The organism is Streptomyces sp. HUAS MG56 (assembly GCF_058673395.1).
In genome coordinates this window covers 8,777,143-8,797,180 of the sequence record NZ_CM178722.1, presented here as the reverse complement: position 1 = coordinate 8,797,180, position 20,038 = coordinate 8,777,143, and the positions used below count along the sequence as shown (strand labels likewise).

Annotated in this window: 17 protein-coding genes and 1 pseudogene; 3 read left to right on the top strand and 15 right to left on the bottom strand. The window is 72.1% G+C overall.

All coding sequences use genetic code 11. The features are described from left to right. Positions 1–155 precede the first annotated feature (155 nt). Together AC4OXY_RS40645 and AC4OXY_RS40640 are read left to right on the top strand one after the other, a co-directional pair. Positions 156–1,346 carry a Glu/Leu/Phe/Val dehydrogenase dimerization domain-containing protein gene (locus tag AC4OXY_RS40645; protein WP_362821765.1) on the top strand — a complete coding sequence of 397 codons (1,191 nt, stop codon included), beginning with the start codon at positions 156–158 and terminating at the stop codon, positions 1,344–1,346. Between the two features lie 68 nt (positions 1,347–1,414). Then, the gene (locus AC4OXY_RS40640) at positions 1,415–2,029 is read left to right on the top strand and encodes a TetR family transcriptional regulator C-terminal domain-containing protein (protein WP_491992226.1); all 615 of its coding nucleotides are present in this window, start codon (positions 1,415–1,417) and stop codon (positions 2,027–2,029) included. A gap of 57 nt (positions 2,030–2,086) precedes the next feature. On the opposite strand, the gene AC4OXY_RS40635 is transcribed toward AC4OXY_RS40640, so the two are convergent. Both AC4OXY_RS40635 and AC4OXY_RS40630 read right to left on the bottom strand, forming a co-directional pair. Next, positions 2,087–2,872, bottom strand: a complete 786-nt coding sequence (locus AC4OXY_RS40635; RefSeq protein WP_356028556.1) for an SGNH/GDSL hydrolase family protein — start codon at positions 2,870–2,872, stop codon at positions 2,087–2,089. A gap of 179 nt (positions 2,873–3,051) precedes the next feature. Next, entirely contained in the window at positions 3,052–5,136 is a 2,085-nt protein-coding gene (locus AC4OXY_RS40630; protein WP_491992225.1) for an alpha-galactosidase, read from the bottom strand. A 171-nt stretch (positions 5,137–5,307) separates the two neighbouring features. Between AC4OXY_RS40630 and AC4OXY_RS40625 the strand changes: the two genes are divergently transcribed. Further along, positions 5,308–6,105 carry a tyrosine-protein phosphatase gene (locus tag AC4OXY_RS40625; protein WP_356028386.1) on the top strand — a complete coding sequence of 266 codons (798 nt, stop codon included), beginning with the start codon at positions 5,308–5,310 and terminating at the stop codon, positions 6,103–6,105. A gap of 16 nt (positions 6,106–6,121) precedes the next feature. On the opposite strand, the gene AC4OXY_RS40620 is transcribed toward AC4OXY_RS40625, so the two are convergent. From AC4OXY_RS40620 to hpnC, 13 genes and pseudogenes are all read right to left on the bottom strand, one after another. Then, positions 6,122–6,244, bottom strand: coding sequence for a DUF6126 family protein (locus tag AC4OXY_RS40620; RefSeq protein ID WP_071385451.1), 123 nt, complete (start codon positions 6,242–6,244; stop codon positions 6,122–6,124). Further along, positions 6,241–6,864, bottom strand: coding sequence for a helix-turn-helix domain-containing protein (locus tag AC4OXY_RS40615; protein ID WP_356028383.1), 624 nt, complete (start codon positions 6,862–6,864; stop codon positions 6,241–6,243). Before AC4OXY_RS40615 ends, AC4OXY_RS40620 begins: the two co-directional genes overlap by 4 nt. A gap of 61 nt (positions 6,865–6,925) precedes the next feature. After that, positions 6,926–8,311 (bottom strand): aspartate aminotransferase family protein, encoded by a 1,386-nt coding sequence (locus tag AC4OXY_RS40610; protein WP_362821761.1) that lies wholly within the window; start codon positions 8,309–8,311, stop codon positions 6,926–6,928. After that, positions 8,308–10,242, bottom strand: coding sequence for a 1-deoxy-D-xylulose-5-phosphate synthase (gene dxs / locus AC4OXY_RS40605; RefSeq protein ID WP_491992224.1), 1,935 nt, complete (start codon positions 10,240–10,242; stop codon positions 8,308–8,310). Before dxs ends, AC4OXY_RS40610 begins: the two co-directional genes overlap by 4 nt. A gap of 30 nt (positions 10,243–10,272) precedes the next feature. Further along, on the bottom strand, positions 10,273–11,406 hold the full coding sequence (gene ispG, locus AC4OXY_RS40600; protein ID WP_356028377.1) for a flavodoxin-dependent (E)-4-hydroxy-3-methylbut-2-enyl-diphosphate synthase: 1,134 nt from the start codon (positions 11,404–11,406) through the stop codon (positions 10,273–10,275). Between the two features lie 4 nt (positions 11,407–11,410). Continuing rightward, complete coding sequence (gene hpnH, locus AC4OXY_RS40595) at positions 11,411–12,439, bottom strand: adenosyl-hopene transferase HpnH (protein ID WP_356028375.1); 1,029 nt, start codon at positions 12,437–12,439, stop codon at positions 11,411–11,413. Positions 12,440–12,444: 5 nt separating this feature from the next. Beyond that, entirely contained in the window at positions 12,445–13,086 is a 642-nt protein-coding gene (locus tag AC4OXY_RS40590; RefSeq protein WP_356028372.1) for a phosphorylase family protein, read from the bottom strand. A gap of 1 nt (position 13,087) precedes the next feature. Then, positions 13,088–15,133 carry a squalene--hopene cyclase gene (gene shc, locus AC4OXY_RS40585; RefSeq protein ID WP_491992223.1) on the bottom strand — a complete coding sequence of 682 codons (2,046 nt, stop codon included), beginning with the start codon at positions 15,131–15,133 and terminating at the stop codon, positions 13,088–13,090. Between the two features lie 116 nt (positions 15,134–15,249). After that, positions 15,250–16,314 (bottom strand): polyprenyl synthetase family protein, encoded by a 1,065-nt coding sequence (locus AC4OXY_RS40580; RefSeq protein WP_356028554.1) that lies wholly within the window; start codon positions 16,312–16,314, stop codon positions 15,250–15,252. Between the two features lie 68 nt (positions 16,315–16,382). Beyond that, positions 16,383–17,855 (bottom strand): annotated as a pseudogene (hpnE, locus tag AC4OXY_RS40575) (hydroxysqualene dehydroxylase HpnE); the annotation flags it as partial. After that, a complete protein-coding gene (locus AC4OXY_RS40570; RefSeq protein ID WP_356028363.1) occupies positions 17,786–17,965 on the bottom strand; it encodes a DUF6380 family protein in 180 nt (59 codons plus the stop codon). The gene AC4OXY_RS40570 and the pseudogene hpnE, both read right to left, overlap by 70 nt. Beyond that, on the bottom strand, positions 17,965–18,927 hold the full coding sequence (gene hpnD, locus AC4OXY_RS40565; RefSeq protein ID WP_356028358.1) for a presqualene diphosphate synthase HpnD: 963 nt from the start codon (positions 18,925–18,927) through the stop codon (positions 17,965–17,967). Before hpnD ends, AC4OXY_RS40570 begins: the two co-directional genes overlap by 1 nt. Next, positions 18,924–19,820 (bottom strand): squalene synthase HpnC, encoded by an 897-nt coding sequence (gene hpnC / locus AC4OXY_RS40560; RefSeq protein ID WP_356028355.1) that lies wholly within the window; start codon positions 19,818–19,820, stop codon positions 18,924–18,926. Before hpnC ends, hpnD begins: the two co-directional genes overlap by 4 nt. Positions 19,821–20,038: the final 218 nt, after the last annotated feature.

The following is a 20,038-nucleotide window of genomic DNA, read 5'->3' as shown; positions in this document are numbered from 1 at the left end:
TCCCCATTATGGTCGGCGCCTCCGACAACCCGGGGCCCTCGGAGCACGAGGCCTGCCTCACAGGGCCCCGCCGACCCTGCGTTCGGCGCGTTGACAGGGCCCGGAGCGGCTCCGGATACTGACTGGCGATTCAGTACCGTGCCCGAGGAGACCCCATGACGGCGCCCGTCCCCACGCCCCTGATGTCGCTCGTCTGGACCGACCACGTGACCGGCCGCCGGGGCTTCCTGGTCGTGGACCGGCTGGTGCGGGGCGTGGCCAGCGGCGGGCTGCGGATGCGCCCGGACTGCACGCTGGAGGAGGTGGCGGGGCTCGCCCGCGGCATGACGATGAAGGAGGCGCTGCACTACGACCCCGAGGGCCGCTACGTCCCCCTCGGCGGCGCCAAGGGCGGCATCGACTGCGATCCCCGAGCCCCGGAGGCGTACGGGCTGCTGGTGCGCTATCTGCGCGCGATGCGGCCGTACATCGAGAGTCTGTGGACCACCGGCGAGGACCTCGGCCTCACCCAGGACCTGGTCGACCGGGCGGCGGCCGAGGCGGGTCTGGTCTCCTGCGTCCAGGCCGTGTATCCGCTGCTGGACGACGAGGCGGCGGCACGCGCGCGGCTCGCGGACGCCTTCGCCGTCGAGGTGGACGGCATCGGCCTGGACGAACTGGCGGGCGGCTGCGGGGTCGCCGAGTCGGTGCTCACGGCGCTGGACCGGGCGTCGGTGCCGTACGCGGGCACGCGCGTGGCCCTCCAGGGACTCGGCACGATGGGCGGCGCCACCGCGCGCTTCCTCGCGCGCGCGGGGCTGACGGTGGTGGCGGTCGCCGACATCAAGGGCACGCTGGCGAATCCGGCGGGGCTGGACGTCGAGGCCCTGCTGGCCGCGCGGGACGGCCATGGCACGGTCGACCGCCGGGTGCTGCGCCCCGGCGACCGGGAACTGCCCGGCGACGCCTGGCTGTCGGCCGACGCCGAGGTGCTGGTGCCGGCGGCGGTGTCGTACGCCGTCGGCACCGCCGAGGCGGAGCGGATCCGGGCCCGCTGGATCGTGGAGGCCGCCAACATGCCAGTCCTGCCCGCGGCGGAGGAAATGCTGACCGCGCGCGGGGTGACCGTGCTGCCGGACGTGGTGGTCAACTCGGCGACGAACGCCTGGTGGTGGTGGACCCTGTTCGGCGACATCGGGGCGGACGCCGACGGGGCCTTCGCGCACATCCGGCGCTCCATGCGCGCCCTGACCGGCCTGATGCTCGACCGCGCGGAGGCCGACGGCACGACCCCGCGCGCGGCCGCCCACGCCCTCGTGACCGACCGGCTGCCGGCGATCGCGGAACGCTTCGGGTGGTACCGCTGACGGCCGGAACCGTCCGGGGGAACCGGGGCACTTCGGCGCTGCCCATGACAACGGATTAGGGTGACCGCGTGGCGAGAGTGCGGTTGAGCGTGGCCGAGCGGCGGGAGGAACTGCTGCGGGCCGCCATCGGGCAGATCGAGGCGCGGGGCGTGGCGGCGGTCAGGATCGCCGACGTGGCCGCGGCGCTCGGGGTGAGCAACGCGCTGGTGCTGTACCACTTCTCGACGAAGGAGCGGCTGGTCGCCGCGGCGTTCGCGTACGCGGCCGAGGACGATCTCGCGCATCTGCGCAAGCTGCTGGGGCGGCGCACGTCCGCGCTGCGCCGGCTGCGCGCGGCGGTGCGCTGGTACGCGCCGACCGGGCAGGCCAAGGGCTGGCGGCTGTGGATCGAGGGCTGGGCCGTGGCGCTGCGCGAGCCCGCGCTGCGCGACGTCACCCGGGACCTGGACCGGCAGTGGAAGGCGGCGATCACCGAGGTGATCGCCGAGGGCGTGGCGGCGGGCGAGTTCACGTGCGCCGACCCGGCCGGTACCGCCCTGCGGCTGACCGCCCTGCTGGACGGACTGGCGGTGCAGCTGACGTCGTACCCGGGCGCGGTGCCGCGCAGCCGGGCCCAGCAGTGGGTCGACGACGCCCTCGCCCGCGAACTGGGCCTGGCCCGGGAGGCGTTGACCGAGCGCTGAGGCGCGTCGTCGCCCGCGCCCCGCTGGTCCGGCGGGGCACGGGCGACAGCGGCGGTGTCAGGCCACCGACGCGATGCGGTGCTTGATGTCGTCCGGGGACAGGGCGCCCTTCGCCGTCACGTGGTCGCCGGAGGACTCTCCGCGCAGCCTGCGGCCGATCCACGGGACGAGGAACTCACGGGCCCAGTGGACGTCGTCGCGGCGGATCTCCAGCGTGCCCCGGGGCGGCAGCGGCGGCCACGCCTGCTCCGGGTCGGCCGGGACCTCCAGGCCGAGAGCCTGACCGGCGCGCAGCGCCACGCGCGTGTGCCCCTCGGGCGAGAGGTGGAGCCGGTCACTGTCCCACGCCCTGCGGTCCTGCACCGACTTCAGGGACCACAGGTCCAGCACCGGGCAGCGGTACCGGTCGGCGATGGCCCGTACGTGCCCGTTGTACGTGGCGATCCTGCCCCGCAGATGCTTGAGCACCGGGACGCCCCGGGTGTCGAACCCGGTCGTCACCATGACCGTGCCCGCGGCCTCGGTCAGCCGGGCCACGGCCCGCTCGAAGCGCTCGGCCACCTCGTCCGGGTCGGTGCCCGGGCGGATGATGTCGTTGCCGCCCGCGCAGAGCGAGACCAGGTCCGGGGCCAGTTCGACGGCCTTCGGGAGCTGGTCCTCCACGATCTGGTCGAGCAGCTTCCCGCGGACCGCGAGATTGGTGTACTTGAAGTCCCCCTCGGGACGTCGGTCGGCGAGCAGGACCGCGAACCGGTCGGCCCAACCGACGAACGCCCCGTCGGGGCCGGGATCGCCGACGCCCTCGGTGAAGCTGTCCCCCACCGCCACGTACGACCCGATCACTGATCTGTTGTCATTCTTCGAATCGTCTGCCACGTCGGACCATGATTCACCTTCGGATGTGACCTACGCGACCGTAGGCAGGGGTTGACGAACGGTGAGATGAGACACTCCAAAAGAATGCGCGAATCAGGAATACCCCGGCCGCCGGGCGCGTTGACCGTGCGATCTCCACACCCGGCTCAGACGCGTCGCAGCCGCACGACCGTCGCGTCCAGGTCGCCGGTCAGTCCGGTGCGCAGTCCGTGGTGCAGGAGCACGGCTCCGCGGTGCACCTGGCCGGTTTCGCGGCACGCGTACGACGCGGCCGGGTCGAGTCCGCGCAGCCGCAGTGCCGGTACCGGCTCGCCGTAGCTCTGCGCCTGGAGCCAGGCGAGGACCACCGTCTCCTCGCCCCGGACGTACTGGACGGCGCTCAGACCGCCGGCCGGGGGCCGCAGCCGGTACAGCTCGCCGTGCTGGACGACCGGGCGGATCTCCTTGTAGAGATCCACCCAGCGCCGGGCCTCGGCCAGTTCCTCCTCACTCCACTCGGTCAGGTCGCCGCCGATGCCGAGCACGCCCGCCATGGCGCTGACGAACCGGAACCGCAGCGAGCTGACACGCCCGTTGAGCTGGGTGTTGGGGCTGTCGGTGACCCAGGCGGCCATGACCCGGGCCGGGTGGAGCTGGCTGAAGCCGTGCTGGATGGCGAGCCGGTCGAGCGGGTCGGTGTTGTCGGAGGTCCACACCTGGTCGGTGCGGCTGAGCACTCCGAGGTCGATCCGGCCGCCGCCGCCCGAGCAGGACTCGAAGGCGACGGAGGGGTGGGCCGCGCGCAGCCGGTCCAGCAGGGCGTACAGACCGCGGACGTGGTCCACCCACAGCCGCTGCGGGTACGGCTCGCCGGGCCAGCCGGCGTCGGTGAAGCAGCGGTTGAAGTCCCACTTCACGTAGTCGACCGGGGCGCTGGACAGCAGCGTGTCCAACTGGTCCCACAGGTACGCCCGGACGTCCTCGCGGGCGAGGTTGAGGACGAGCTGGTTGCGCAGTTCCGTCCGCCGGCGTCCCGGCTGGTACTGCACCCAGTCGGGGTGCGCGCGGTACAGGTCGCTGTCCGGGTTGACCATCTCCGGCTCGACCCAGATGCCGAACCGCATGCCGAGGCCGTGCACCTGGTCGGCGAGCGGCTTCAGGCCCTGCGGGAAGCGGTCGGGGTTGGGCGTCCAGTCGCCGAGCCCTGCGCGGTCGCTGGTGCGGGCGCCGAACCAGCCGTCGTCCACGACGAACAGCTCGACGCCGATCGCGGCGGCCCGGCGCGCGAGGGCGAGCTGCTGCTCCTCGGAGATGTCGAAGTTCGTCGCCTCCCAGGAGTTGAACAGCACGGGCCGGTCCTGCTCGGCGTCCGGGACGACGTACGCGCGCTGGTAGGCGTGCCAGGCGCGGCTCGCGCCGCCGAAGCCGCCGTCGCTCCACAGGCCCGCGAAGACGGGGGTGGTGTACGACTCCCCCGGCTGCAGGAGCAGCAGGCCCGAGTCGTCGTAGCCGGCGCCGCCCGTGATCTGCACGCGCGCGTCCGGGAGTTGGGCGACGGCGATCCGCCAGGAGCCGGACCAGCCGAGCGCGCAGCCGTAGACCTCGCCCCGCTCCTCGGTGGCGTCGGTGTCCAGCGCCACCCAGGGCAGGTGCTGGTGGCCGGTGTGGCCGCGGCGGCTGCCGATGACCTTCTCACCGTAGGTGAGCGGGGCGGTGGTGAGCCGGGACTCGGCGGCCCAGCGGCCGTGCAGCTGGGACAGCCGCCAGCCCTCGCGGTCGGGCAGGGTCCAGGTGGCCGCGTCGGCCCGCAGCAGCTCCACGCGCGCGCGTGTGCCGTTCTCCACGCTCACCCAGCGCTCCACGACGTCGCCGCGCATCCGGTGGTGCAGGGTGATCGCGATCCCGTCGTCGTCGAAGCGCAGCCGCAGCTCGTCGTCGCCGCCCTCGCGCGCGGTGTCGTACGACACGAAGCGCCACTCAGTGCCGCGCCGCTCCTCGGTGCGCACGGACAGGGCGGGGCGGACGAAGCGGGGGCCGCCCTCGACGGGGTACTCCTCGCGGCCGTCGAGCGGGGACTCGAAGGGCCAGTAGCCGGGCAGCGGGTCCCGGGCCAGGGCCTCGGCGTCCGCGAGGGCGATGCGGGGCCCCCAGTGGAGGTGGAGCAGTTCGTCCGCATCGGTGAGATGCAGCGCATAACCGCTGGTGGGCCCCGTCAGGAGCCAGGTGCGACCGTCTTCTGCGATGTCCAGCACGTACAACCTCACAGGTGCCAACAGATCCGCTCAAGTGCCAACATCATCAAGCCGCCCGGCGCTGGTGACAATGCCTGTGGACGACTCCTTGCCCGAGGAAACCGATGTCGTATGGTCGACAGAGCGCCCGCCGACGAGTCGCGACGGCGGGCCCGACCGGGAGGAGCCCCCGTGACGCAGCAGGTCCCGTCGACCGAGCCGGAGCTGGCCGGCGTGCGCAATTTCCGCGACGTCGGCGGACTGCCGACCGCGGACGGGCGCCGGGTGCGCCACGGCGTGCTGTTCCGCAGCGGACACCTGGCGCACGCGACCGAGGACGACGCGGCCTTCCTCGCCTCCCTCGGCCTGCACACGATCTTCGACTTCCGCAACGCGGCCGACCAGAAGCTGGAGGGCCCGGACGTCGCGCTGCCCGGCGTGCGGAACGTGAACCTGCCGCTGAGCGACCCGGCCGACGGCGCCGAGTTCTGGACGATGGTCCGCGACGGCGACCTCGGCCAGTTGCGCGGGATCCTCGCCGACGGCAAGGGCGCGGCCCGCATGACCGCCTCGTACCGCACGATCGTCAAGGAGCGCACCGCCGAGCACTCCCGGGTGCTGCACGCGCTCGTGGAGGACAGCGTGCCCGCGCTCATGCACTGCGCGGCGGGCAAGGACCGCGCCGGCATCTCCATAGCCGTGACGCTGCTCGCCGTCGGTGTGGAGCGCGACGCGATCGTCGCGGACTACCTGGAGTCCAACGCCAAGCACCGGCGCTACAAGGTCCGCCGCAGCGGCAGCGCCGAGTCCGCTTACACGCCCGAGGTGATGGAGCTGCTCAGCCCGCTCTTCGACGCCCGCGCCGAGTACCTCCAGGCGGCCTTCGACAGCATCGAGGAGACCTGGGGCGGCGTCGACACCTACCTGGAGCAGGGCCTGTCCCTCACCCCCGGCCACCGCGAGCGACTGCGCGAGCGCCTGCTGGACTGACCGGCGGCCGACTCGGTCAGCCCTTGGCGCCGATCGCGAACAGCAGGTAGAGGAACGCGGCGAGGACATGGCCGACGGCGATGTAGATGATCAGGCGGATCCACAGGGAACGGGGGAACTTCGTCTCGAAGTCGCTCATGGCAGCTCTCCGGTCGACGGCCCCAGGCACAGCGTGGCCGTGGGGCTCTGCAGCAGGGTGTGGACGAACAGCAGCTCGACGCCGTCGTGGTCCTCGGCGGCGAGGCGGTGCGGCGTGAGCGAGTCGAAGTGGGCGCTGTCACCGGGCGCGAGCAGGTGCACGGTGTCGCCGAGGCGCAGGCGCAGGCGGCCCCTGAGGACGTAGAGCCACTCCTCGCCGGGGTGCACGCGGACGACGTCGCCCTGCGAGCCGTACGGCACGCGCACGCGCAGCGCCTGCATGCCGCGGCCGGGCGCCCCGGCCTGGAAGTACGTCCAGCCGCCCGCCCGGGTCGGCTCCATGTCGCCGGAGCGCACGATCGCGTCCCGGTCGGCGACCGTCTCGCCCAGCAGTTCGGAGACCGTCGTACCGTAGATGCGGGCGAGGGCGAGCAGCATCGGCAGTGACGGCTGGCGCTGCCCGGTCTCCAGCCGGGACAGATGGGCGGCCGAGAGCCCGGCGGCGCGGGCCGCGGCCTCCAGGGTGAGGGCGGCCCGCCGGCGCAGTGCGCGCAGCTGTGGCGCGACCACGGGCAGTGCGTCGCCCGGTTCCGCCGGCGGTCCGGCGTCTGAGGCGTTCATGCCTCCATTCAGCCCCAGCTTTGCCCCACGGGCAATTTTATTGCCTCAGAGGCAAATCGGCTCAGCGACCCGCCACCGCCTGCTTGATCAGGGTCTTGCCGAAGTCCCACATCAGGCCGCCGCCGCTGTGCGCGTCGTCCATGACGGCGGTGAAGGCGTCCACGAACCGGTCCACGTCGGCCGCGCCGAAGACCAGCGGCGGGATCAGCTTGATCACCTCCAGGTGGTCGCCGGAGACCTGGGTGAGGATCCGGTGCCGCTGGAGCAGCGGGACCACCACCATCTGCGCGAACAGCCCCTTGCGGGCCGCCTGGAGCATGGTCCAGCGGCTGCGCAGCTTCAGCGAGGACGGCCTGCCGAACTCGATGCCGATCATCAGTCCGCGGCCGCGGACGTCGGCGAGCAGCTCGTACTTCTCGATCAGCGCGGTCAGCCGGGACTTCAGCAGCTCGCCGGTGGCGCGCACGCCGGCGACGATCTGCTCGTCCTCCATCACCGACAGCACGGCGAGGCCGCACGCCATCGCCTGGGCGTTGGATCCGAAGCTCGCCGAGTGGACGAGCACGCGGTCCATGGACGAGTAGACCTTCTTGAAGATCCAGTCCCGGCCCAGAGTGGCGCTGACCGGGACGTACCCGCCGGACAGGGCCTTGGAGACGCACACCAGGTCGGGCTCCACGCCGTCCTCGTGCTGGTAGGCGTAGAAGTCGCCGGTGCGGCCGAGGCCGGTCTGCACCTCGTCGGCGATCAGCAGCGCCTTGTGCCGGTGCAGCAGGTCCTGGGCGGCGCGCAGATAGCCGGGCGGGGCCGCGTGCACGCCCTTGCCCTGGATCGGCTCGACGATCAGCGCGGCGACGTCGCCCTTCCTCAACTCCCGTGCCAGGGCGTCGAGATCGCCGAGCGGTACGGCCGTGTCGGGCAGCAGCGGGGCGAAGCCGTCGCGGAAGCCGCCCTCGCCGTTGACCGACAGGGAGCCGGTGGTCAGGCCGTGGAAGGCGTGGTCGCAGTAGAGGACGCGGGGCTTCGCGGTGGCGTACCGGGCGAACTTCAGCGCGGTCTCCACGGCCTCCGTGCCGCTGTTGCCGAAGAACACCCGGTCCAGGTGCGGGCTGTGCCCGAGCAGCCGCTCGGCGAGCAGGCCGGGCAGCGGCTGGCAGTCGAAGCGGGTGAGGTCGGCGAGGCCGAGGTCGAGGACGTCGTGCAGCGCCTTGCGGACGACCGGGTGGTGGCGGCCGAGGCCCATCACCCCGAACCCGGCGAGCATGTCCAGGTAGTCGTTGCCGTCCGCGTCGTAGAAGTGGGCGCCCTCGGCCCGTTCGTAGACCCGGTCGAAGCCGATGGTGTGCAGCATGCGCGGGAGCTGCGGGTTGAGGTACTTCGCGTGCAGCTCGTAGCGTTCGGCGCCGCGCTCGGCGAGCAGGGCACCGAGGTCGAACTCCGTGCTCATTCCTTCTCCTCGGCCTTCTCTTCGGCCTTCTTCTGGATCTTCTCCCCGGTGAGGCCGGCGACGTCGGTGACGGCCAGACTCGCGCTGATCCGCCCGGCGATCTCGACGGGCGTGAGACCGATGTCGGCCAGTACCTCGGCGCGCTTGGCGTGCGCGAGGAACTGCTCCGGGATGCCGAAGCGCCGTACCGGCACGTCCACGTCGGCGTCCCCGAGGGCCAGGGCGACCGCCGAACCGACGCCCGCGGAACGGCTGTTGTCCTCCACGACGGCCACCAGCCGGTGCCCGGCGGCCAGGCCCGGCAGGGCGGGGTCGACGGGTTTGACCCAACGGGGGTCCACCACCGTGCAGCTGATCCCGCGTGCTTCCAGCAGGTCGGCGGCCTGGAGGCACACCGGCGCCATCACGCCGACGGCGACGAGCAGCACCTCGGGGTCCTCGGCGCGGTGCAGCACGTCCATGCCGCCGATCCGGTCGAGCGCCGGGAGGTCCGGGCCGACCGACTCCTTCGGGTAGCGGACCAGGGTGGGCGCGTCGTCGACGGCGACGGCCTCGCGCAGCTGGGCGCGCAGCTGTCCGGCGTCGCGCGGGGCGGCGATCCTCAGGCCGGGCACGACCTGGAGGACCGACATGTCCCACATGCCGTTGTGCGAGGCGCCGTCGACGCCGGTGACACCGGCCCGGTCGAGGACGAAGGTGACCCCGCAGCGGTGCAGGGCGACGTCCATAAGGAGCTGGTCGAAGGCGCGGTTGAGGAAGGTGGCGTAGACGGCGAAGACCGGATGCAGCCCGCCGGTGGCGAGGCCGGCCGCCGACACCGCCGCGTGCTGCTCGGCGATGCCCACGTCCCACACGCGGTCGGGGAAGCGCTCGGCGAACTTGGTGAGCCCGACCGGGTGGAGCATGGCCGCGGTGATGGCGACGACGTCGTCCCGCTCCTCGCCGATCCGCACCATCTCGTCGCCGAACACCGAGGTCCACGACGGCCCCCCGGACGGCGAGAGCGGCTCGCAGGTGAGCGGGTCCATCACGCCGACGGTGTGGAAGTGGTCCTCCTCGTGGGCGAGGGCGGGCTCGTAGCCGCGGCCCTTCTCGGTGAGGCAGTGCACCAGGACCGGCCCGTGGAAGCGTTTCGCACGCCGCAGCGCCGACTCCACGGCCAAGATGTCGTGGCCGTCGATCGGGCCGACGTACTTCAGGCCCAGGTCCTCGAACATGCCCTGCGGGGCGAAGGCGTCCTTGAAGCCCTTCTTCGCGCCGTGCAGGGACTCGTAGATGGTGCTCCCGACGACCGGGGTCCGCAGCAGGACGTCCTTGCCCCAGGCCAGCACCTTCTCGTAGCCGTCCGTCGTGCGCAGGGTGGCCAGGTGGTTGGCGAGGCCGCCGATGGTGGGGCCGTAGGAACGTTCGTTGTCGTTGACGACGATGATCAGCGGCCGGTCCTTGGCGGCCGCGATGTTGTTCAGCGCCTCCCAGGCCATGCCGCCGGTCAGCGCGCCGTCGCCGATGACCGCGACGACATGGCCCTTCTCCCCCTGCACCTGGCGGGCCTTGGCCAGGCCGTCGGCCCAGCCGAGCGCGGTGGAGGCGTGGCTGTTCTCGATGACGTCGTGCTCGGACTCCTCGCGCGAGGGATAGCCGGACAGCCCGCCCTTGCCGCGCAGCTTGGAGAAGTCCTGACGGCCTGTCAGAAGCTTGTGCACATAGCTCTGGTGGCCGGTGTCCCACAGGATCCGGTCGACCGGCGACTCGAAGACCCGGTGGAGCGCGACGGACAGTTCCACCACCCCGAGATTGGGCCCGAGGTGACCTCCCGTCCTCGACACCGCCTGCACCAGGAACTCTCGTATTTCCCGGGACAGTTCACCGAGTTCCGTCTCGGACAGCGCCTTCAGGTCGCGCGGTTCCCGGATGCTCTCCAGAATGGTCACGCTGGGCCCCCTCTCGGTCCGTGCCTTGCCTCAATTCGACTGCTCTGCGGGGCTCGTCCGTTCGGCGAGCTTCATGGCCTCCTCGATCAGGGTCTCCACGATCTTCGACTCGGGCACGGTCTTGACGACCTCACCCCTGACGAAGATCTGGCCCTTTCCGTTGCCTGAGGCAACTCCGAGGTCGGCCTCACGGGCCTCGCCCGGACCGTTGACCACACACCCCATCACCGCGACCCGGAGCGGCACCTCCATGCCGTCCAGCCCCGCCGTGACCTCCTCGGCGAGCTTGTACACATCGACCTGGGCCCGGCCGCAGGACGGGCAGGAGACGATCTCCAGGCGCCGCTCCCGCAGCCCCAGCGACCGGAGGATCTGGATGCCGACCTTGACCTCCTCCACCGGAGGCGCGCTCAGCGACACGCGGACGGTGTCGCCGATGCCGCGCGACAGCAGCGCCCCGAAGGCGACGGCCGACTTGACCGTGCCCTGGAAGGCCGGGCCCGCCTCTGTGACGCCCAGATGCAGCGGGTAGTCGCACTGTGCGGCGAGCTGCTCGTACGCCTCGATCATCACGACCGGGTCGTTGTGCTTCACCGAGATCTTGATGTCCCGGAAGTCGTGCTCCTCGAAGAGCGACGCCTCCCACAGGGCCGACTCCACCAGCGCCTCCGGAGTCGCCCTGCCGTACTTCTGGAGCAGCCGCCGGTCCAGGGAACCGGCGTTGACCCCGATCCTGACCGGCGTGCCGTGGTCCCTCGCGGCCCGCGCGATCTCCTTCACCTGGTCGTCGAACTTCTTGATGTTGCCCGGGTTCACGCGGACCGCGGCGCAGCCGGCCTCGATCGCGGCGAACACGTACTTCGGCTGGAAGTGGATGTCCGCGATCACCGGGATCCGGGACTTCCGGGCGATCGTGGCGAGGGCGTCCGCGTCGTCCTGCGTGGGGCAGGCGACGCGGACGATCTCGCAGCCGGACGCGGTGAGTTCGGCGATCTGCTGGAGGGTGGCGCCGACGTCCGACGTGCGGGTCGTCGTCATCGACTGCACCGACACCGGGGCTCCGCCCCCGACCGCCACCGGCCCGACCTGGATCTGCCGCGACGGGCGCCGCGGCGCGAGGGGCCGGGCCGGTACCCCGGGAACGCCCAAGGGAACGGCGGCCATGACGTCAGTCCTGCTTCCCGCTCGTCGTCATCGTCTCGCGCGCGGCCCGCAGCGACTCCTTCAGGGAGCCCATCGTGGCGAGCACGGCGGTCGGCTCGTAGCCGCAGTGGGCCATGCAGTTGGCGCAGCGCGGGTCCTTGCCGCGGCCGTACTTGTCCCAGTCGGTCTTCTCGACCAGCTCACGGTACGTGGACACGTAACCGTCGCTCATCAGATAGCAGGGCTTCTGCCAGCCGAAGAGCGAGTAGCTCGGGATCGCCCAGGCCGTGCACGGGAAGTCGACCTTGCCCTCCAGGAAGTCCAGGAAGAGCGGGCTCTGGTTGAGGCGCCACTTCTTGCGGTTGCCGCCCGAGAACGCCTTCTTGAACAGCTCGCGGGTCTGCTGCACGCCGAGGAAGTGCTCCTGGTCGGGCGCCTTCTCGTAGGCGTAGGCGGGCGAGAGCATCATCTCGTCCACCTTCAGGTCGTCGTTGAGGAAGTTGAGCACCTCGATGACGGTCTGCGGGGTGTCGGTGTTGAAGAAGGTCGAGTTGGTGGTCACCCGGAAGCCGCGCCGCTTGGCCTCCTTGATGGCCTCCACCGCCTCGTCGAAGGTGCCCTCCTTCGCCACCGAGGCGTCGTGCCGCTCGCGCAGCCCGTCGATGTGCACGGCCCACGCGAAGTACGGCGAGGGCGTGAACTTGTCCATCTTCTTGCGCATGAGAAGGGCGTTCGTGCACAGGAACACGAACTTCTTCTTCGCCACCAACTGCCGTACGATCTCGTCGATCTGAGGGTGCATCAGCGGTTCGCCGCCGGCGATGGAGACCATCGGCGCACCCGACTCCAGCACCGCGCCCACGGCCTGGGCGACGGGCATGCGCTGCTTGAGGACACCCGCCGGATGCTGGATCTTGCCGCAGCCCTCGCACTTGAGGTTGCACGCGAACAGCGGTTCCAGCTCGACCAGCAGGGCGAACTTGTCCCGCTTCCTGAGCTTCTGTTCGAGCAGGTATGTAGCGACCTTGACGGTCTGGCGCAACGGCATGGCCATCTGGCTCACCTCCGGGGGAGCAGCAAAGAACGGTGCCATTCGAAAAATGCGGGAAGTACGGAACGAAGAACGCGGAAGGCCGATATCCCACCGCGCACGGTGCCGATCCGGACGAGTTCGTGTTCGGGAGCGTCCACGACCACCCGGACGGCCGCCACGGGGCGGTCACCGGTGCGGACGGCGGCGAGGAGCGTGGCCGCCGACTCCATGTCGACCGCGATCGCGCCGGTCGCGAGCAGCTGGGACCGCTCGGGACCGCGCACGACGTGATCGGAGCCGGTGAGCGGCCCGGTGTGGACCGTGCGCCCGGGAAGCAGGCGCACGAGTTCCTTGACCAGCAGTTCGGTCGCCACGCAGGCGACGGCGCCGCGCGCGTCCCGGGTCTCGTCGGCGACCACCAGGTCACCGGGGTGCATGCCGGGCGCGAGCCCGGCACAGAAGCCGGTGGCCAGCACGGCCGCGTCGGCGAACGCCGGGAGGGCGAGCTGCCGGTGGACGGAGCGCTCCGCCGCCTTCGGGCCCATGCCCGTGCGGACGACGGAGTACGGCCCGCCCGCCCCGCTCCTGTCACCGGTGCGCAGGGCGACGTGCTCGATGCCGAGCGCGCAGGCGATCAGCAGCGGGGCCGGGGCGGGCTGGGTGGTCACCTCAGCTCACCCTGGCCTCGGCGAGAGGTTTCTGCGCCTCGGTGAGCGGCTTCCTGGCGAGCAGCCGGCGCTCGAAGGGATCGCCGTGCAGGTACCGGCCGAGCGCGGTGAGCGGGAAGACCTGCCGGTACAAGTGGTAGTTGATGGAGAAGTCCCAGGGGAAGCCGGTGCCGGTGAAGTACGGCTCGTCCCAACCGCCGTCCTCGCGCTGGGTGTCGGCCAGCCACCGCACGCCCCGCTCGACGGCCTGGGAGTCCCGCTCCCCGGCCGCGAGCAGCGCCATCAGCGCCCACGCGGTCTGCGAGGCGGTGGAGGCACCGCGGCCGCTCCACTCCTTGGCGTACTTGTAGGAGCGCAGGTCCTCGCCCCAGCCGCCGTCCTCGTTCTGGACGGACTCCAGCCAGGTCACGGCCCGCCGGATCGCCGGGTGCGAGCCGGGCAGTCCGGCCGCGGTCAGCGCGGGGACCACGGAGCCGGTGCCGTAGAGGTAGTTGACGCCCCAGCGGCCGAACCACGAGCCGTTCGCCTCCTGTTCGGCGAGCAGCCAGTCGATGCCGCGCCGGGTGCGCGGGTCGTGGGCGAGGCCCTCGGCCGCGAGCATCTCCACCACGTGCGCGGTGACGTCGGCCGACGGCGGGTCGATGACCTCGCCGAAGTCGCAGAACGGCAGCCGGTTGGGGAACGGGCTGGTGTTGTCGACGTCGAAGGCGCCCCACGCGCCGTTCTTCGACTGCATCCCGAGGTTCCAGCGCACCGCCCGTCCGATGGACCTGTCCACCCGCTCGGGGTCGTGGTGACGGACCCGGCGCAGCGCGAGCGCGACCTCGGCGGTGTCGTCGATGTCCGGGTAGTTGTCGTTGTGGAACTCGAACGCCCAGCCGCCCGGCGGCAGCCCGGGCCGGCGCACGGCCCAGTCGCCGGGCCGGACGATCTCCTCGCCGAGCATCCAGTCGGCCGCCTTGACCAGTTGCGGATGGTCGACCGGGAGCCCCGCGTCGACCAGCGCGATGGTGGCGAGGCAGGTGTCCCACACCGGGGACTGGCAGGCCTCGATCATCCGGGCGCCGTCCTCGCGCCACACGGCGAAACGGTCCAGCGAGGCGATGCCCTCGCGCAGCACCGGGTGGTCCAGGTCGTAGCCGAGCAGGTGCAGGGCGATGACCGAGTACACGGCCGGGGGCTGGATGCCGCCCCAGCAGCCGTCGTTCTCCTGCCGCTCGATGATCCAGCGGGCCGCGCTGTTCATCGCGGCCCTGCGCAGCCGGCGCACGGCGACCCTGCGATAGCCGCGGACCACCTTGTCGAGCCGCTGGAAGAGCCCGTCCCAGCTCGCGACCGGGGCGAGCGGCTGAGGGGGGTTGGGGTTCGCCGGGTCGGTGTGCAGTTCGTCCAGCGCGAAGGGCGCCGGGCGCACGGGACGCTTGGCGGAGACGATGGTGAGCGGCACGATGGTCTGCCGCGCCCAGCAGCCGAAGTTGTAGATGTTGAGCGGGAACCAGGTCGGGAAGTACAGCAGCTCCGGCGGGAGTTCGGGCAGATCGTCCCACTTCCACCAGCCGAACAGGGCGAGCCAGATGCGGGTGAACACCCGGGCGGCGGCGATCCCGCCGCGTTCGCGGATCCAGGCGGAGGCCCGGGCCATGTGGGGCGCGTCGGGCGCGTCGCCGGCCAGCCGCAGGGCGACGTACGCCTCGATGGTGGCGGACAGGTCGCCGGGCCCGCCGTAGAAGGTGGCCCAGGTGCCGTCCTCGCGCTGCTCGCCCCGGATGAACAGCGCGGCGGCCTGTGTGGTCCGCTCGTCGCGGATGCCCAGGAACTGGCGCAGGAGCAGGTCTTCCGCGTCCATGGTGACGTTGGTCTCCAGGTCGCCCTTCCACCAGCCCTGGGCGTCCTGCCCCGCGAGCAGGAAGTCGGTGGCGCGCCGGGCGGCGCGTGCGGCGGCGTCGTGCACCCCGGCCGCCTCGGGGGTGGTGATGGTGGTGTCGCTGGCCGCGGCCGCGTGGGACGGCGAGGGCGCCCCGGTGCTTCCGTCGGTCGTCGCTGTCATGGCTTCCCCTTCGTGCAGTCGTGCGAGTCGTGCTGCTGTGGGTCCGCCGTCGGCCGGTGTCCTGTGTCGAGGGACACCGGCCGGCGACTACGCGAGCTGTATCGAGCCGATAATGATCATCTCTTTCGTACGACGACGAAGTCGGCGAGCGCCGCGAAGGCGTCCCGGACCCGGCCGGGCATGTCGACGGCGTCCAGGGCTTCGATGGCGATGGTGTGCTGGCGGCGCGCTTCCTCGGCCGTCCAGTCGCGGCCGCCGGCCTCCTCGATCAGGGCGGCACGGGCCGCGAACTCCTCCTCGGAGAAGTTCTCGAAGTCGGTGCTCTTGGCATCGGCGGCGAGCATCTCGCCGAGCTTCTCGGAGGCGGCGCCGCCGGCCGCGAGCGCGGCGACGACCGGCAGGGACTTCTTGCGCTGGCGCAGGTCGCTCCAGGTCTGCTTGCCGGTGGCGTCCGGGTCGCCCCAGATGCCGAGCAGGTCGTCGACGGCCTGGAAGGAAAGGCCGAGGTGGTAGCCGTACTTCTCCAGGGCGTCGGCGGTGGCGTCGTCCGCGCCGCCGAGCACCGCGCCGATGGAGCTGGACGCGGCGAGCAGCGCGCCGGTCTTGTTGCCCTCCATCTCCAGGCACTCCTCGACGCTGACGCGGTCGCGGTGCTCGTAGGAGATGTCCTGGGCCTGGCCGTCGATCAGGGCGCGGGAGGCGGCGGTCAGCCGGCGGGTGGCACGGCCCGCCTCGACGGTGCCGAGCTCCAGCAGGACCTCGTTGGCGAGGGCGAACAGGGCGTCGCCGACCAGGATGGCCTGGGCGGGACCGTGCACCTTCCAGACGGTGTCACGGTGCCGGCGCTGCTCGTCGCCGTCCATCAGGTCGTCGTGCAGCAGCGAGAAGTTGTGGACGAGTTCGACCGCGACGGCCCCCGGGACGCCCACCTCGGGCCCGGCACCGGTGACCTCGGCGGAGAGCACGGCGAGGGCGGGCCGTACGGCCTTGCCGCCGTCGCCGTCGGCGGGGTTGCCGGCCGCGTCGATCCAGCCGAAGTGGTAGGCGGCGACGGTGTCCATGGGCGGCGCCAGCCGGTCGACGGCCGTCCGCAGGACCGGTGTGGCCAGGGTACGGCCGCGCTCCAGCAGCGCGGTCACGTCCACCGCGGTCCTCCGAGCGGGTGTCGAGGCCGGGGGCACAGTGGGCACAGTCTCTCCTCTTGTTGCGGTACCGGGGGTGCGGGGACCTGCCGCGCGCTCGCCGAGCATCAGGCCGCCTCCTCGAATGCGAAGAGGCGGCGGGGGCGGGGCCGGCCCAGGGAACCGAGCGCGGCGTCGGCCGCGCTCACTCCACTGCGGACCGCACTCTCCATGGTCGCGGGCCACCCGGTGGCGGTCCACGCTCCGGCCAGGTACAGGCCGGGGGCCTTGGTGCGGGCGCCGGGCCGCAGCCGCCCGACGCCGGGGGTGGGAGCGAACGTCGCCGTGCGCTCCCGGGTCACGAAGAAGTCCTTCACCACCGCGCCACGGGTGCCCGGGATCAGCCGTTCCAGCTCGGGCAGATAGCGCTCGCGCAGCGCGGCGACCGGCAGGTCGATCTCGTCCTGCGCGGCCGACTGCGACAGCGCCAGGTACTGCCCCTGGTCGAGCCCGGAGGCGTCCGTGCGGTCGAAGACCCACTGCACGGGGGTGCCGAGCGCGGCGAAGAAGGGGCGGGCGAGCACCGTGCGGTCGTAGACGACATGCACGTTGAGGATCGGCGCGGTGCCGATGCCGAGCAGCCGCCCGGGGTCGTCGAGGGCGCCGGGCGGCAGCAGGTCGTGGGCCTCGCGCTGGGGTACGGCGAGGACGACGGCGTCCGAGTGAAGCGTCTCGCCGGGAACCTGAACGCTCCAGCTGCCGTTCTCGTTGAGGGAGATGGAGGTGACGCGTGTACGGACCTCGGTACGGACGCCCGCGGAGTCGAGCGCCCTGCGGGCCAGCCGGTCGTGCAGTTCACCCAGCGGGACATGGGCCCAGCCGATGTCGGCCGCGCCCGGGTCGGACAGCAGACCGGTCTTGAACACCATCGCGGCGAGCCCCAGCGAGGCGTCGCCCGCGACCGCGTTGAGGGTGGCGACCCCGACCAGGTCCCACAGGGCCTCGACGGCGCGCGCCGACTGGCCGCGGGCGGCCAGCCAGCTGCCGAAGTCCTGCGTGTCCAGGGTCGGATCGGCGAGGTCGAGTCCCTTGAGCGCGAGCGCGGCCCGCCCGACGGCGGCACGCTCGGCGAGCGAGAGATGCGGATACGTGGCGAGGCTGCGTCCCAGATGGAGCGGGACGGGCAGCGCGTCGCGCCGCAGTCTGCCGAGCCGCCGGCCCTCGGGCCTTGCGACGTCGACGACGGGCACGTCGAGGCGGTCCTGCAGCGGTGCCAGCGCCGTGCCCTCGATCCGGTCGAGGAACCAGCGGTAGGCGGTGCAGCAGCGCAGGTACACGTGCTGGCCGTTGTCGACGGTCAGGTCGCCGCGCCGGAAGGAGAAGGCGAGGCCGCCCAGCCTCGGCCTGCCTTCGAGCAGGGTGACGCGGACACCCGCGTCCGCGAGCGCGAGCGCCGCGGTGATGCCCGCGAGTCCGCCGCCGACCACGACGGCACGGCCGGCGTGCGCCGGTGCGGGGCGCGAGCTGTCGCTCATCGTGCGTCGTCCTTCCATACATGCGCCCCGCAGGGGGTGCCGTGACCGGCCGTCCGGCGCGGGTCGAACGGTGCACGGTCAGCCGTCGCAGACTGGGACGCCACGCCGGAGCGCAGGGTTGCCTGCCGCAGCACGTCCCCTGGTTCGGCTGGTTCGGCTGGTTCGGTGAGGTCCATCAGGCGCGCCTCCTGACGGACCGGGGCGCGACATGGCGGGTCACGCTCCGGGTGTCGAGCCCGGACAGACCGCGCACGGCGACGTAGGCCTTCTCGCGTCCGGGCAGCGAGACCCGGCCGCGCAGCACGGCCTCGGGATCGCGCTCGATGCGGTCCAGCAGCCGGCGGTAGATGCCGGCCATGGCGGCGACGCAGGCGCCGCTGCGCCGGTCGAGCATGGGCAGCAGCCGGTAGCCCTCGGCGAAAAGGGCGCGGGCCCGCCGCACTTCGAAGTGCACGAGGCCCGCGAAGTCGGAGCCCTCCGGTGGCGTCGGCCCGTCGAACCCGGCCGAGCAGCCGAACTTGGCCAGGTCGTCGGCGGGCAGATAGGTACGGCCGCCCTGGGCGTCCTCGCGGACGTCTCTCAGGATGTTGGTGAGCTGGAGCGCGAGGCCGAGCGTGTCGGCGTACTCGGGGGCGCGTTCGGCGCCGCGCGCGCCCGGTTCGGTGCCGAACACGCCGAGCGAGAGCCGGCCGATGGCACCGGCGACACACCGGCAGTAGACCTTGAGGTCGTCCCAGGTCTCGTACGTCTGACCGCGCACGTCCATCTGGACGCCGTCGATCAGCTCGTCCAGGCCGCCGAGCGGGACCGGGAAGGCGCGCGCGGCATGGGCGAGGGCGACGGCCACCGGGTCGGTGTCGTCCTCGGCGACCTCGCCGGCGTGGACCCGGGCGAGCAGCGCCCGGGTGTCCTCCAGGCGGGTCAGCTTGGTCTCGCCGGGCAGGTCGCCGTCGCCGATGTCGTCCACGCGCCGGGAAAACGCGTACAGCGCCGACATGGCGCGGCGCTTGGGCGTGGGCAGCAGCCGGATGCCGTACGCGAAGTTACGAGCCTGCTGCCCGGTGACGGCCTCGCAGTAGCTGTAGGCGGCGAGTACCGGCGCGGACACGTGCGACGGAGACTCCACGGTCCGGATCACCCCTCTCCTCGCAGGATCACGCCCGCCTCACGCAGCAACTGGACCTTGCCGGGTCTGGGCGGGCCGGGAAGTACGTCGTATTCGGCGGCGGCGATCGCCCGGATCGCCGCCCTTCCCCCCGCCACGAACCCCGCGAGCAGCAGCTTCAACCTGCCGTGGACGCTACCCACCAGGGGGGCGCCTTCATTCAGCAGATCGCGGGCGCGTTGTGCTTCGTATGCAACCAGGGCGCGCACCGATGCGCCTGCCGTTTTCGCGCCAAGATCCGCTTCCTGCACGTGGAAGCGCTTCATGTCGGCGGCGGGGAGGTAGATCCGGTCGCGGCCGAGGTCCTCGGCGACGTCCTGGAGGTGCTCGACGATCTGGAGGGCGGTGCAGACGGCGTCGGAGAGGCGGATCCGCTCGGGCGTCTCGGTACCGGTCACGCCGAGCACGAGGCGGCCGACGGGGTTGGCGGACAGCTCGCAGTAGGCGAGCAGGTCGTCGTAGGTCTCGTAGCGGGAGACGAGCTGGTCCTGGCGGTTGGCGGCGATCAGGCCCAGGAAGGGCTCGGGGGTCAGGCCGCGGCGGCGGACGGTGGGCTGGAGGCGGCGCAGCAGCGGGTGGGCGGGGGTGCCGTCGAAGACGCGGCGCAGGTCGGCCTCGAAGGCGTCGAGCAGGACCAGGCGGTTCTCGGCCTCGGCGGCCGACACGCCGAGCAGGCGGGCGTCGGCGCCGCCGGGGGCGAGGTCGCCGTCGCCGATGTCGTCCACGAGGCGGGCGAAGCCGTAGACCGCCATGAGGTCGTCGCGCCAGGCGCGGGGCAGGAAGAAGGGGGCCACGGGGAAGTTCTCGCTCGCGGCCTTGTCCAGGGTGGCGCGTTCCAGGTCCGGCGCCGTCTCGGTGGCCGTCATCGCCCGCAGCCCGTGGCGGGGACGGCACATGCTGCGTTGAGCTGGGGAGTTTCCGTAGCCATTGCCGTCACATCTCCCGTTCTACACTGCCGACCCAATACACACTATTTCGGACACGCCGCCCGACGATCCGCGGGGTCGCCCTGGCGCGGGATGTCGCGCATTATGGCCCCACTTGCCGCTTTCCGGACCGGTACAGCTTACGTTGTACAACGCAT

Coding starts and splice junctions, on each gene's coding strand:
- ispG (WP_356028377.1), bottom strand. CDS start 11,406: ATGGCCGCCGTTCCCTTGGGCGTTCCCGGGGTACCGGCCCGGCCCCTC.
- AC4OXY_RS40615 (WP_356028383.1), bottom strand. CDS start 6,864: ATGAACGCCTCAGACGCCGGACCGCCGGCGGAACCGGGCGACGCACTG.
- AC4OXY_RS40570 (WP_356028363.1), bottom strand. CDS start 17,965: ATGGACCTCACCGAACCAGCCGAACCAGCCGAACCAGGGGACGTGCTG.
- hpnC (WP_356028355.1), bottom strand. CDS start 19,820: ATGACGGCCACCGAGACGGCGCCGGACCTGGAACGCGCCACCCTGGAC.
- shc (WP_491992223.1), bottom strand. CDS start 15,133: ATGACAGCGACGACCGACGGAAGCACCGGGGCGCCCTCGCCGTCCCAC.
- AC4OXY_RS40620 (WP_071385451.1), bottom strand. CDS start 6,244: ATGAGCGACTTCGAGACGAAGTTCCCCCGTTCCCTGTGGATCCGCCTG.
- AC4OXY_RS40610 (WP_362821761.1), bottom strand. CDS start 8,311: ATGAGCACGGAGTTCGACCTCGGTGCCCTGCTCGCCGAGCGCGGCGCC.
- hpnH (WP_356028375.1), bottom strand. CDS start 12,439: ATGGCCATGCCGTTGCGCCAGACCGTCAAGGTCGCTACATACCTGCTC.
- AC4OXY_RS40645 (WP_362821765.1), top strand. CDS start 156: ATGACGGCGCCCGTCCCCACGCCCCTGATGTCGCTCGTCTGGACCGAC.